The sequence below is a fragment of the Alcaligenes sp. SORT26 genome, assembly GCF_017377875.1.
GTDB lineage: Bacteria > Pseudomonadota > Gammaproteobacteria > Burkholderiales > Burkholderiaceae_B > Alcaligenes > Alcaligenes parafaecalis.
Genome location: NZ_CP070975.1, coordinates 3950753 through 3963833, shown reverse-complemented (window position 1 = coordinate 3963833; position 13081 = coordinate 3950753). Strand labels below are relative to the sequence as shown.

Annotated in this window: 10 protein-coding genes; 2 read left to right on the top strand and 8 right to left on the bottom strand. The window is 55.1% G+C overall.

Annotation, left to right across the window (positions count from 1 at the left end; translation table 11 throughout):
* Window positions 1–22 precede the first annotated feature (22 nt).
* A complete protein-coding gene (locus JYG33_RS18070; RefSeq protein ID WP_207873504.1) occupies window positions 23–1648 on the top strand; it encodes an acyl-CoA synthetase in 1626 nt (541 codons plus the stop codon).
* 310 nt (window positions 1649–1958) lie between these two features.
* On the opposite strand, the gene pstB is transcribed toward JYG33_RS18070, so the two are convergent.
* From pstB to ppk1, 5 genes are all read right to left on the bottom strand, one after another.
* On the bottom strand, window positions 1959–2738 hold the full coding sequence (gene pstB, locus JYG33_RS18065; protein ID WP_189392002.1) for a phosphate ABC transporter ATP-binding protein PstB: 780 nt from the start codon (window positions 2736–2738) through the stop codon (window positions 1959–1961).
* 33 nt (window positions 2739–2771) lie between these two features.
* On the bottom strand, window positions 2772–3635 hold the full coding sequence (pstA, locus tag JYG33_RS18060) for a phosphate ABC transporter permease PstA (protein WP_207873503.1): 864 nt from the start codon (window positions 3633–3635) through the stop codon (window positions 2772–2774).
* 12 nt (window positions 3636–3647) lie between these two features.
* Window positions 3648–4586, bottom strand: a complete 939-nt coding sequence (pstC, locus tag JYG33_RS18055; protein WP_207873502.1) for a phosphate ABC transporter permease subunit PstC — start codon at window positions 4584–4586, stop codon at window positions 3648–3650.
* A gap of 219 nt (window positions 4587–4805) precedes the next feature.
* Window positions 4806–5849: a phosphate ABC transporter substrate-binding protein PstS gene (pstS, locus tag JYG33_RS18050; protein ID WP_207873501.1), complete on the bottom strand. Its 1044-nt coding sequence runs from the start codon at window positions 5847–5849 to the stop codon at window positions 4806–4808.
* Window positions 5850–5945: 96 nt separating this feature from the next.
* Entirely contained in the window at window positions 5946–8018 is a 2073-nt protein-coding gene (ppk1, locus tag JYG33_RS18045; protein ID WP_207873500.1) for a polyphosphate kinase 1, read from the bottom strand.
* A gap of 240 nt (window positions 8019–8258) precedes the next feature.
* On the opposite strand from ppk1, the gene JYG33_RS18040 reads away from it, so the two are divergent.
* Window positions 8259–9749, top strand: coding sequence for a Ppx/GppA phosphatase family protein (locus JYG33_RS18040; protein WP_207873499.1), 1491 nt, complete (start codon window positions 8259–8261; stop codon window positions 9747–9749).
* 289 nt (window positions 9750–10038) lie between these two features.
* Here JYG33_RS18040 and JYG33_RS18035 read toward each other — a convergent pair whose 3' ends face one another.
* The 3 genes from JYG33_RS18035 to folP all read right to left on the bottom strand — a co-directional run bounded on the left by JYG33_RS18035 (window position 10039) and on the right by folP (window position 13072).
* The gene (locus JYG33_RS18035) at window positions 10039–10821 is read right to left on the bottom strand and encodes a GNAT family N-acyltransferase (protein WP_207873498.1); all 783 of its coding nucleotides are present in this window, start codon (window positions 10819–10821) and stop codon (window positions 10039–10041) included.
* A gap of 68 nt (window positions 10822–10889) precedes the next feature.
* Window positions 10890–12233: a phosphoglucosamine mutase gene (gene glmM, locus JYG33_RS18030; RefSeq protein WP_207873497.1), complete on the bottom strand. Its 1344-nt coding sequence runs from the start codon at window positions 12231–12233 to the stop codon at window positions 10890–10892.
* Window positions 12230–13072, bottom strand: coding sequence for a dihydropteroate synthase (gene folP, locus JYG33_RS18025; RefSeq protein ID WP_194273438.1), 843 nt, complete (start codon window positions 13070–13072; stop codon window positions 12230–12232). The genes glmM and folP overlap by 4 nt, the downstream gene beginning before the upstream one ends.
* Between the last annotated feature and the right edge of the window lie 9 nt (window positions 13073–13081).

Below are 13081 nucleotides of genomic sequence, written 5' to 3'. Positions count from 1 at the left end.
ACCTTTGGAAAAAGTGCCTCCCATGCTGTCTGCTGATTCTGTTTACTCACAAAGCTACTCGGAATTTCACTGGTCCATCCCCGAGCACTACAACATTGCCCAAGACGCCTGCGACAAATGGGCCGATGGTTCCGGACGTCTGGCCCTGATCCAGCAACTGCCCGATGGTCAGGTCAAACGCTACACCTTCGATCAACTCAAGAGCTGGTCCGATTCGCTGGCCGCCGCCTGGCAAGCTCAAGGCATACAGGCGGGCGACCGTATCGCCATTTTTCTGGCTCAAGGTCTGGAAACTGCCCTGGCGCATTTGGCGACCTACAAGATCGGCGCCATTGCCATGCCTTTATTCACCCTGTTTGGCACGGATGCCTTGCGCTATCGCCTGAGTGACTCCGGTGCCAGCACAATCGTTACCGATCAAACGGGACTGAATACGGTATTGCCTTTGCGGGAGCACCTGCCGCAACTCAAGCACCTTTATCAAAGTGATAGCCGACACGATCAAGACCCAGCGCTGTCCCTATGGCAAGCCATCCAGGCGCACCCCAACCCTGCCCCCTCTACGCTGAATACCCGTGCTGACGACCCTGCCTTGCTGATCTATACCTCCGGCACCACGGGCTCAGCCAAAGGTGCCTTGCATGCGCATCGCGTTCTACTGGGCCATCTACCCGGCGTGGAAATGTCGCACAACTTTCTGCCCACAGGCGAAGGCCTGATGTGGACGCCCGCTGACTGGGCCTGGATTGGCGGCTTGCTGGATGTGCTGTTACCCGCCTGGCATCACGGCATACCCGTTCTGGCCTACCGCTTCCCCAAATTCGACGCCGAAGCCACCTGGAAGCTGATGTCCGAACACGGCGTCACGCATACCTTCCTGCCGCCCACCGCCCTGAAGATGCTGCGTCGCAGTGAATGGTCGCGTGAGCAATGGCCTCTGAAACTGCAATCCATTGCCAGCGGTGGGGAGTCACTGGGCGCACAACTGCTGGATTGGGCAAAACAGGAGCTGGGCATCACCATCAACGAGTTCTACGGGCAAACCGAGTGCAATATGATCGTGTCCTCCTGCTCGGCCTGGTTTCCCGGTCAGGCAGGCAAGATCGGCAAGGCGGTGCCTGGGCACAAGGTCGCGATTGTGGATGATCAGGGGCAAATTCAGAAAGCCGGGGTCGAAGGCCATATTGCCGTGCAAACTCCCGATCCGGTGATGTTTCTGGGCTACTGGCAAAGACCTGAGGCGACTCATGAGAAATTCGTGGGCAATTGGCTGCTGACGGGCGACAAAGGCATGCAGGACGAGGACGGCTATATCCAGTTCGTAGGCCGGGATGATGATGTAATCACCAGTTCCGGCTACCGCATTGGCCCAGGCCCGATTGAAGATGGCCTGATGGGGCATCCTTCTGTCGCGATGGCCGCGGTCATTGGCGTGCCCGACCCGGAGCGCACTGAAGTGGTGAAAGCCTTTATTGTGCTGAAAGAGGATGTCGAACCATCACAAGCGCTGGTCAAGGAGATTCAGGAGCACATCAAGCGCCGGGTGGCTGCACATGAGTACCCACGGCTGATCGAATTTGTGGATGCCCTGCCTATGACGACCACCGGCAAAGTCATACGCCATGCTTTACGCAAGTTGAGCCAGTAAGCGAACAGTCTACGGGGGATTGCAGGCTGCTGGCTGCTGGCTGCTGGCTGCTGGCTGCTGGCTGTCAATTGTCGCTCGCCTGAATCAGGTCACGTCTACAAGCAGCACGACTCAAGACCATCGCTACTCCCATTACCGGAGCCAACTCCGCATAACCGCGCCAAGGGATAAAAAAACACCCCAATCATTGGACATAAATCCAGCGATTGGGGTGTTTGCCACAGAGGAACGACTGCCCCGATGTGGAAGTATGGCTCTCATCAAACTCCAGACAAAGCGCCGCGAGGCAGCTTTGCCTGCATCCGTCTGATTAACCGAAACGACCAGTAATATAGTCTTCAGTCTCTTTACGAGCAGGCTTAACGAAGATCTGGTCGGTTTCACCAAATTCCATCAACTCGCCCAGGTACATATACGCGGTGTAGTCCGAGCAACGAGCAGCTTGCTGCATGTTGTGGGTCACGATCACCACGGTGTAGTCCGTTTTCAATTCCGCAATCAGCTCTTCGATCTTGGCCGTAGAAATCGGGTCCAGTGCCGAACAAGGTTCGTCCAGCAGCAGAACTTCAGGTTTGATCGCCACACCACGGGCAATACACAGACGCTGCTGCTGACCACCAGACAGGCCGTTACCGCTTTGGTGCAGCTTGTCTTTCACTTCATTCCACAGTGCGGCTTTGGACAAGGCCCATTCCACACGTTCGTCCATTTCACCTTTGCTCAGGCGCTCGAACAAACGCACGCCAAAGGCCACGTTGTCGTAAATGCTCATGGGGAACGGCGTGGGCTTCTGGAACACCATGCCCACTTTGGCGCGGATCAGGGAAATGTCCTGCTTGGAAGTCAGCAGGTTTTCATTGTCCAGCAGGATTTCGCCTTCAGCACGTTGGCCGGGGTACAGCTCGTACATGCGGTTCAGCGTGCGCAGCAAGGTGGATTTACCGCAACCCGAAGGTCCGATAAAGGCCGTGACTTTCTTTTCCTTGATGGACATGTTCACGTTGCGCAGGGCATGGAACTTGCCATAGTAGAAATTCAAGTCTTTGATTTCAATCTTGATCGATTCGGCGGGGGTAATAATTTGACTCATAGCGATAGCCGACAAGGGCGCTCCGTGAAAATGTTATTTTTGGCGGAAAAGGCTGCGGGCCAGGATATTGATACCCAACACCAGCAAGGTGATTAGAACTGCACCCGCCCAGGCCAGTCGGTTCCAGTCCTCGAAAGGGCTGGCAGCGTATTGGAAAATAACCACTGGCAAGTTAGCCAGAGGTGCGTTCATGTTCAAGGACATGAACTGGTTGTTCAGGGCTGTAAACAACAGCGGTGCGGTTTCACCGGCAATACGAGCCACGGCCAGCAGAACGCCAGTCACGATACCAGGCAAGGCTGCGCGGTAAGAGATGGCCATCACCACTTTCCACTTGGGGCAGCCCAAAGCCGAAGCCGCTTCACGCAGACCGTTGGGAACCAGCATCAGCATATTGTCGGTAGAACGCACCACCACGGGGATCACCAGAATAGCCAGTGCCAAGGCACCCGCCCAACCCGAATAGTGTCCCACCTGGGCCACGTATACGGCGTAGATGAACAGACCAATAATGATGGACGGAGCCGACAGCAGCACGTCGTTCAAAAAGCGGGTTGCCGGAGCCAGCCAGCCACGCTGACCATATTCAGCCAGGTAAGTACCCGCCAGAATGCCGATAGGCGTACCGATCAGGGTACCCACGCCAGCCATCATGACACTACCGACGATGGCATTGAGCAGACCACCCTCACCACCGGGAGGCGGTGTGCTTTCCAGCAGCAAGGACCAGGCCATGGCACTGCTGCCCTTTTCGATCAGGGTCCAGATGATCCAGAACAGCCAGAACAGGCCAAAGATCAAAGCAGCAAAAGACACACCCAGCATCAGGCGGTTAAACACCTGCCTGCGTTTGTAGATCGGGTTGCTCAGACTAATTGCGGATTTTTTATCAAACATGGTAGGTGATCCTTAGCGCGACGTGCCTTCGTTCTTGGCCAGACGCAACAAGAGCAACTTGGAGATCGCCAATACAACTGTGGTGATCAGGAACAGGATCAGACCCAGCTCCAGCAAGGCAGACTTCTGCATGCCACCGGCTTCGTTAAACTCGTTGGCCAGTGCCGACGCAATCGAGTTCGACGGCGAAAACAGCGAACTGGGCAAGTTAAAGGAGTTACCAATCACAAAGGTAACGGCCATGGTTTCACCCAGAGCACGCCCCAGGCCCAGCATGATGCCGCCAATCACCCCGTTCTTGGTGAAGGGCAAAACCACACGCCACATCACTTCCCAGGTCGTGCTGCCCAGACCGTAAGCAGATTCTTTGAGCATGGGAGGAACCAGCTCGAAGACGTCACGCATCACCGCGGTAATGAAGGGGATCACCATGATGGACAGAATCAGACCGGCGGTGAACACACCAATCCCGAAGGGAGGGCCCGCAAAGATCTGACCCAGCAAAGGCACCCCGTCAAACAGAGAGATCAGGCTGGGCTGCACATAGCGCTGGAACAGGGGCACAAAAACAAACAGGCCCCACATGCCATAAATGATGGAAGGGATGGCGGCCAGCATTTCAATAGCCGTTCCCAAAGGACGACGCAGCCAGGCTGGCGAGAGTTCCGTCAGGAACATCGCAATCCCGAAAGAGACCGGCACCGCAATACAGAGTGCGATCAGGGAAGTGAGCAAGGTACCGGCAATGGGCACCAGTGCGCCATATTCGTTATTGACCGGATCCCAGTTATTCGTCCAGAGAAAAGAGAAACCGTATTCGGCAATGGATTCCCGGCTTCCATAGATCAGGGAAATAGAGATGGCAGCCAGCAATATGAACACGAGGAACGCAAACGAGCGCGTCATGTTCTTGAAAATGCCGTCCATAAAGGCGTTCTGATTTGATTTCATGTAGACAGATGAAGGGTCAGGCCGGAATGGGACAAACGCACTGCAACCGATTTACGGATTCTGTAACAGCCAAGGCTGCTTGAGTCCGAAAAAACGATCAGGTCACGCGCCGTGCGTCCAAGACAAAACCGTAATTTTTACATAATAAAGACGGCACCACCTAGTGGTGGGCCGTCTCACAAGATCAATTTACAACTGACCTGTATTTGAACACGAATCTTACTTCCAGACCGCTGCGCCGTCTTTGGACTTGATTTCCGCAGCCCAGGCCGCTTTGATCTTGTCGGTCACGTCTTTAGGCAGTGCAACGTAGTCCAGATCGGCAGCGGCTTGAGCACCGTTGTCAAAGGCCCAGTTAAAGAAGCTCAACACTTCTTTACCGCTTTCAGGCTTGTCTTGCACCTTGTGCATCAAGATGAAGGTAGCCGAAGTGATAGGCCAGGATTGTGCACCAGGCTCTTCGGTCAGAATCACACCCATGCCAGGTGTACCGGCCCAGTCTGCATTCGCAGCGGCGGCAGCAAAGCTTTCCTGACCAGGCTGGACGAACTGGCCGTCCTTGTTCTGCAACTGGGTCCAGGACAGTTTGTTTTGCTTGGCGTAAGCGTATTCAACGTAGCCGATCGAGTTCTGCAACTGACGCACGTAAGCGGCAACACCTTCGTTACCCTTGCCACCCTGACCGGTAGGCCACTTCACAGCCTTGCCTTCACCAACCTGGGATTTCCAGTCTGGGGACACTTTGGACAGGTAGTTGGTCCAGCCAAAGGTGGTGCCCGAACCGTCAGAGCGGTGAACCACAACGATGTCTTTGTTAGGCAGAGTCAAGTCGGGGTTCAGTGCCTTGATGGCAGCGTCGTCCCACTTGGTGATCTTGGCCAGGTAGATGTCACCCAGCACTTTGCCGGACAGTTTCAGTTGACCAGGTTCGATGCCGTCGACGTTGATCACAGGAACCACACCACCAATCACGGCGGGGAACTGCAACAGGTTTTCTTTTTCCAGCGTCTCGACCTTCATTGGGTCATCCGAAGCGCCGAAATCGACAGTCTTGGCAATAATCTGCTGCTGACCACCACCCGAACCAATCGACTGGTAGTTAACGCGGTTATTGGTTTGCTTGGCGTATTCAGCCGCCCACTTGGCATAAATTGGGTAAGGGAACGACGCACCGGCACCGGTTACGTCTGCTGCTGTGGCAGTAGCCGCAAAAGCGCTGAACGCCAGAGCAATACTTACCTTGTTGAATACACGTTTTAACATCGAGAAACCCTCTTGATGATAGTCAGATCACAGGCCCACCCTGTATGTGTCGTCATAGTAAACAGGCTATGTGACACGTTCATGACAGTCTGTATTTCACACACCGCCCAGACGCTGCATCATATTCAAATGCAGGTTGAACGGCGCCCCACGACTACGGATACGGTTATAAGTGCCATCCGGGTTGGCTTTCCAGGACAGTTGGTTGTCACGCAAGGCGTAGGTAAAGGCTTCGGCAATAACCCGTTTTCTCAGGCTGCGATCCAGTACCGGCACGCCCAGCTCCACCCGGCGGAAGAAATTGCGATCCATCCAGTCTGCGGAGGAAATAAAGACTTCTTCCTGGCCGCCATTGTAGAAATAGAACACACGCGAGTGCTCCAGAAAGCGGCCGATAATCGAACGCACCTGGATATTTTCCGACAAACCCTTCACCCCAGGCCGCAAGGCGCAAGCACCACGCACAATCAGGTCTACCTTGACCCCGGCCTGGCTGGCGTCATAAAGCGCCTGAATGATTTTGGGTTCCAGCAAGGAATTCATCTTGGCCATGATGCGTGCTTTCTTGCCCGCCAAGGCTCGTTCCGTTTCTGCCTGAATCCGGTCCATCATGCTGTCATGCAAGGTGAAAGGCGATTGCAGCAACTGCTTCAATGGCCGCCAGGCCCCCAGCCCCGTCAACATGGAAAACACTTTATCCATGTCTTCACATACTTCCTGGTTGGCCGTAATCAAACCAAAGTCCGTGTACAGGCGAGCGGTACGCGGGTGATAGTTCCCCGTCCCCAAGTGGCCATAACGACGAATCAGGCCACCTTCACGGCGTAGCACCAAGGCCATCTTGGCGTGGGTCTTGTGCCCCACCACCCCATAACTGACGTGTGCCCCTACTTCTTCCAGCTTGGCGGCCCAGTTGATATTGGTCTGCTCGTCAAAGCGCGCCATCAACTCCACCACCACCGTCACTTCTTTACCTGCGCGTGCGGCTGACAGCAGAATATTCATCAGCTCCGAGTCTTCACCCGTACGGTAGATGGTCTGCTTGATGCCCACGACAGCCGGGTCGGCCGCGGCGGCACGCAAAAAGCTCAGGACAGGCTGAAAGGACTGGTAAGGGTGATGCAGCAACTGGTCTTTGCGGGCAATGGCCTCAAAGAACTGTGCGGGGGACTCAAAAGAAGAATCAAAGGGCGCGGGAATCGGCGCGCGGTAATCCGGGAACAGCAAGTCCGGGCGATCCGGCACATTGCACAACTGCATCAGGCGCGTCAGATTGACCGGGCCGCTGACACGATAGGTATCGGGCACATCAAGCGAAAACTCGCTTTGCAAAAATCGCTCCAGGCGCTCGGGCATGGAGCGATCGATTTCCAGACGCACAGCCGCACCGAAGTTACGTTGCGACAGCTCGCCCTGCAAGGCGGCGCGCAAGTTGGTGACTTCTTCCTCATCCACAAACAGATCGCTGTTGCGGGTCACGCGCCACTGATAGCAACCCTTCACATCCATGCCGGGGAACAACTCGCCCACGAACACGCTGATCAGGGAAGTCAGCAGCATATAGCCCTGTGGAATGCCTGCAATATCGTCTGGCACGCGGATCACACGAGGCAAGGCGCGCGGTGCCTGCACAATCGCAATCGTACCGGTACGGGCAAACGCATCCTCGCCGCTCAGCTCAACGATGTAATTCAGGCTTTTGTTGTAAACACGGGGAAATGGGTGCGCCGGGTCCAGACCGATAGGCGTGAGCAAAGGCATGACATCACGCAAAAAGGTTTGATAGGCCCACTCGCGCTGGGCAGGTGTCCATAACGCGGTCAGCAACAGGCCAATGCCTTCATCCATCAAGGTAGGCAAAACCTCATCCATCAAAAGGTCATTCTGTTTCTCGACCAGTTGGTGGGCGGCAGCCTGCACCTTGTCAAAAGCCTGTTGAGGCAAAAATCCATCATCCCCCACTTGATGAGGATTTTGCAAAATCTGTTCTTTAAGGCTGGAGATACGAATTTCAAAAAACTCGTCCAGGTTGGAACTGACAATACAGATGTAGCGCAAGCGCTCCAGCAAAGGCGTGGTCGAATTTTCGGCCATGGCCAGCACTCGCTCATTGAACTTGAGCAAGGACAACTCACGGTTTAGCAAGGTTGAATCTGGAGAAGGCAGCATGGTGAGGTCGTTAAAAAGCCAAAGAAGATGGGATCGTGAGACTTTTACTACATGAATGTTACAGCTCTATGACCCAGGGTCAATTCAAGTCTAAATCACCACCTCAGAAGCTGCCTTCAAATACCACATCGCCTTTCTGAAGATGCTTTCGTCTAACTTTTCTTAATTTTCCGGTTCGTGTAACAAAACCCATGATTAATGTCCTTATAATCGCACAGTAATCATCCCGAGCGATGCCTCATGGAACAACTTCTTGCCGCTGTGGACCTGGGCTCCAACAGCTTTCGTTTATCCATTGGACGAGTGGTTCAGCACAACGGTCATGCCCAGATCTACACCATTGACCGGCTAAATGAATCCGTCCGACTCGCCGCTGGCATGGGCCCCGACAAGTACATCAGCCCCGATGCCATCGAACGCGCGGTAGTCATCCTGAAACGCTTTAACGAACGTCTGGCTGGATTTCACCCCAATCGTGTTCGCGCCGTGGCCACCAACACCTTTCGGGTGGCCCGCAATTTAAGCGAAGTACTGCCTGCGGCCGAAGCAGCTTTTGGCTTTCCTATCGAGGTCATTTCCGGCCACGAAGAAGCCCGCCTGATTTTCTCCGGTATCAGCAACGAACTGCCCCCCTCCCCCAATCGCCGTCTGATGATTGATATTGGCGGTGGTTCGACTGAAGTCATTATTGGCAAAGGCCTCAAGCCCTTGCTGCTGTCTTCCCTGTACATGGGCTGTGTCAGCTATACCGACAAATTCTTCTCCGATGGCGTGATCACCGAAGAGCGCATGAGCAATGCCATTCTGACGGCCCGCCGCGAGCTGGAAGGCATTACGCGTCAGTATCGCAAGACAGGCTGGCAGGAAGCCTATGGCTCCTCCGGTACCGCGAAAGGCCTGATCGCCATCCTGCAAGAAAATGGCATGTCCAAAAAGGGCATTACGCTGGAAGGCATGGAGCTGCTGCGCAAACGTCTGGTGCACGACGGCAAGGTGGACATGCGCAATCTCAGCGGCATCAAGCCGCACCGTGCGCCCGTGCTGGCGGCAGGTCTGGCCATCATGATGGCAGCCTTCCAGGAACTGAAGATTCGCCAGATGCTGCCTGGTGAGGGCGCGCTGCGTGTCGGGGTGCTCTACGACATGCTGGGCCGCGAATCGGAACACGATCAGCGCGACCAGACGGTTCAGCAGATGATGAAGCGTTATCAGATCGACACGCGCCAATCCCATCGTGTACACGATGCCGCCATGCAGTTTTTTGCGCAGTTGAAGCTGCCTGAATCGCCAGAAGTGCAAGAGCTGCAACGCCAATTGGGCTGGGCCGCTGATCTGCACGAAGTGGGCCTGAGCATTGCACATGCGGACTATCACAAGCACACGGCGTACGTGCTGGAACATGCTGATATGCCCGGTTTTTCCAACGACGACCAGATGCTGCTCAGTTTCCTGAGTCTGGGTCACCAGGGCAAGCTGGGCAAGCTCAAGCGCTTTGAAAGCAATAACGCCTGGTGGCTGACCTTGTTAAGCCTGCGCCTGGCCGTCATGCTGATGCGCCGTCGTGAAGACAGGGATACCTTGCCACTGAGCCTGCAAATGCGCGGCAAAACCGTCCAGATCCATCTGGATCATGAGTGGATGGCTAGCCATCCTCTGTCCCAGGCGTCCTTGCTGGCCGAAGTACAGGCCTGGCAAACCGAGCTGAACGAGTTCAGCCTGGAACTGGTTTAAGCCCCTGCCCTGTATAGCCTAAGAATGCCGAGCCAGACTCGGCTTCTTAAGCTTGTTCGGGATGCGTAATGCGGCTCAGGCACAGGAAACCCAAGGATGCTGCTGCTCTCGCGATCCGGTCCCATTGGAATCGCCAAGGTTTGCTTACTAACTTGCTGACTTGCTGACTTGCTGCCCATCAAACCATAAAAAACCCCCGAAAGTTGGATAGCTATCCAACTTTCGGGGGTTCTTTTTTAATCTGAGGGCCTTGTTTCAGCCCACACCCTTGGCACTACGCCACTGGCAATCAGACCAGGCCGAAGTGACGCTTGTAGCGCTCGTCCATGGCTTCCAGATCCAGCAAGACCGGGAAGTCTGCTGTATTGAAATCCGGGTCCCAGGCAGGCGCACCGCAAATCGTGGCTCCCAACTTCAGGTAGCCTTTGATCAACGGTGGAATACGCGCTGGCAAATCACTATTCAGGCGTTCGACCGGGTAGCGATTCAAAGGCTGCACATGCGGGATGTGCTTATTGTCCTGCATGGACTTTTGAGCCACACGCCACACTTCAGCGGCAGTGACCCCATCGTCACGCAGGCTGACGCTGGCGCAACCAAGCAGGTAGCGATAGCCACCCACACGCGTCAGGGCGGCAATTCCACCCCACAGCATCATGATGGCCGAGCCATTACGGTAATCGGGATGGATGCAGGAGCGCCCCACCTCAACCAGGCTGGGCCGCAATGCAGCCAGGGCGCTGATATCAAACTCGGACTCAGAGTAATAGCCGCCCGCCTTATTGGCATTTTCAGGGGTCAGCAAGCGGTAGGTTCCGACAACCCGGTTTTCCTCGGGCTCGGTAACCATGAAATGCTCGCACCAGGGATCAAAGCGATCAATATCCAGACCATTATGCTGGTCTGGAAAGACGGCGTTCATTTCCTGGGTGAAAACCTGAAAACGCAAGCGCTGAAGGCATTCAAGTTCTGTCTGGGTACGAGCCAGACGCAAGGCCAAGCCTCCAACGGTATGACCTGCCCAAGTATTTCCCCAATCCACTTCAGTACGTTCGCGCTCAAGATTTAGCATCGTGATGACTCCAAACACTTTCGTGCATCATGCACAAACAATGTTTCAGGTATTTGATAGCCACATTACTATTTCATTAAATCCACTGCAAGCAAGGTATCGATACCTGCTTGAGCCAGATCCGCCTCTTCCGCTTCCACCATCAGCCGCAGCTTAGGCTCCGTGCCCGATGCGCGAATAAGGACTCGACCACGGTCGCCCAACATTTGCTCCACTTCCTGGGTAGCCTGTTGCAAACCTGCATGATTTTTCCAATCCTGGCCCGGCTGCAAAGGCACGTTGACCATGATTTGCGGGTACATCTTCAAACCATCCATCAATTCGGGCAGGCTCTTGCCGCTATGGCACAGCGCAGTCAAGACCTGCAAGGCGGCCACAATGCCATCGCCTGTGGTGTGCCATTCCAGACACAACAAGTGTCCCGAGCTTTCACCACCGAAGACCCAGCCTTTTTGCTGCATCAATTCCAGCACATAGCGGTCACCCACTTTCGCGCGGGCAAATTCCACGCCCAATTCCTGCATTTTCTTCTCGAAACCCAGGTTGGTCATGAGCGTGCCAACCACGCCTTTTACGGGCTGAGTCTGCAGGCGATCAGCAACAATTAGATACAATAGTTCATCGCCATTGTAGATACGACCCTGCGCATCCACCATTTGCAGACGGTCTGCATCACCATCCAGAGCGATGCCCAGATCAGCACTGTGCTTGCGTACTTCTTCAGCCAGCTTCTCGGGATAGGTGGCACCGACTTCCTGATTGATGTTGAAACCATCAGGCTGAACACCCACGGCAATAACTTCTGCACCCAGCTCGCGGAACACGTGCGGAGCGATGTTGTAAGCCGCGCCATGAGCGGCATCCACCACGATCTTGAGCCCGTTCAGGTTCAAATCGTTCGGGAAGGCGCTCTTGCAAAATTCGATATAACGACCTGCCGAGTCAGCCAGACGACGCGCGCGGCCCAGGGACTCGGACTTCACCCAATGCATGGGCTGGTCAATGGCTTGTTCAATTTTCAGCTCGATCTCGTCAGGCAACTTGGTGCCTTGAGCCGAGAAGAACTTGATACCGTTGTCGTAATACGGGTTGTGCGAGGCGGAAATCACGATACCGGCCGTCAGGCGCAGGGTACGCGTCAAATAAGCCACAGCGGGCGTAGGCACAGGGCCAGCCAGCAAAACATCGATCCCGGCGGCCGACAAACCCGCTTCCAGCGCCGATTCCAGCATGTAGCCGGAAATACGCGTGTCCTTGCCAATCACCACGGTAGGGCGACCTGTCCCTTCATACTGGGCAGCCAGAACCTGCCCGGCCGCGTAACCCAAACGCAGGGCGAATTCGGGGTTAATGGTTGGACCACCCACTTCACCGCGGACACCATCGGTGCCGAAATACTTACGATCGCTCATTCAGAGACTCCACATTCAACCGCGTTCCACACATCCAGCGCTTCGCGCGTGGCGGCTACATCATGGACACGGACAATTTTTGCGCCCCGTGCCACACAGGCAAGGGCTGCCGATAGACTGCCAATCAAACGCTCACTGGCGGGTTTCCCCGTGACATGGCCAATCATGGATTTGCGCGACAAGCCGATTAGCCAGGGGTAACCAGGCACTGCCGCCTGCTGCAAATCCCGTAGCAACTGATAATTATGTGCCGCTGTTTTACCGAAGCCAAAGCCGGGATCCAGCATGATACGCTCGGATTGAATCCCTGCGCTCACTATGGCGTCACATCGTTGTTGCAAAAAATGACGTACATCAACGACAACATCATCGTAGTGAACCTGCTCTTGCATGGTGCGAGGCTCGCCTTGCATGTGCATGATGCACAGACCGCAATTGGAGTCCTTGACGACCTCGATGGCACCGGGCATGCGCAAGGCGTAGATGTCATTAATCATGTCCGCACCGGCGGCAAGGCTGGCGCGCATGACTTCAGGTTTGAAGGTATCGACCGACAAGGCCACACCGCTATCACGCAAACCCTCGATCAGAGGGATGACACGCTCAAGCTCTTGTTCCAAAGAAACGGGCTCGGCACCGGGGCGAGTCGATTCGCCACCAATATCCAGAATGTCTGCGCCTTCGGCGATTAATTGACGGGCGTGGTCCAGCGCCCGAGGCAAATCATTGTGTGTATTGCCGTCATAAAAGGAGTCTGGGGTGACATTCACAATCCCCATAACCAAAGGGCGCTCCAGCCCAAACTGGAAGCGCCCACAAGACCACTCAGGGTAATTCATGAAATAGGC

Coding starts and splice junctions, on each gene's coding strand:
- JYG33_RS18070 (WP_207873504.1), top strand. CDS start 23: ATGCTGTCTGCTGATTCTGTTTACTCACAAAGCTACTCGGAATTTCAC.
- pstB (WP_189392002.1), bottom strand. CDS start 2,738: ATGAGTCAAATTATTACCCCCGCCGAATCGATCAAGATTGAAATCAAA.
- pstA (WP_207873503.1), bottom strand. CDS start 3,635: ATGTTTGATAAAAAATCCGCAATTAGTCTGAGCAACCCGATCTACAAA.
- pstC (WP_207873502.1), bottom strand. CDS start 4,586: ATGAAATCAAATCAGAACGCCTTTATGGACGGCATTTTCAAGAACATG.
- pstS (WP_207873501.1), bottom strand. CDS start 5,849: ATGTTAAAACGTGTATTCAACAAGGTAAGTATTGCTCTGGCGTTCAGC.
- ppk1 (WP_207873500.1), bottom strand. CDS start 8,018: ATGCTGCCTTCTCCAGATTCAACCTTGCTAAACCGTGAGTTGTCCTTG.
- JYG33_RS18040 (WP_207873499.1), top strand. CDS start 8,259: ATGGAACAACTTCTTGCCGCTGTGGACCTGGGCTCCAACAGCTTTCGT.
- JYG33_RS18035 (WP_207873498.1), bottom strand. CDS start 10,821: ATGCTAAATCTTGAGCGCGAACGTACTGAAGTGGATTGGGGAAATACT.
- glmM (WP_207873497.1), bottom strand. CDS start 12,233: ATGAGCGATCGTAAGTATTTCGGCACCGATGGTGTCCGCGGTGAAGTG.
- folP (WP_194273438.1), bottom strand. CDS start 13,072: ATGAATTACCCTGAGTGGTCTTGTGGGCGCTTCCAGTTTGGGCTGGAG.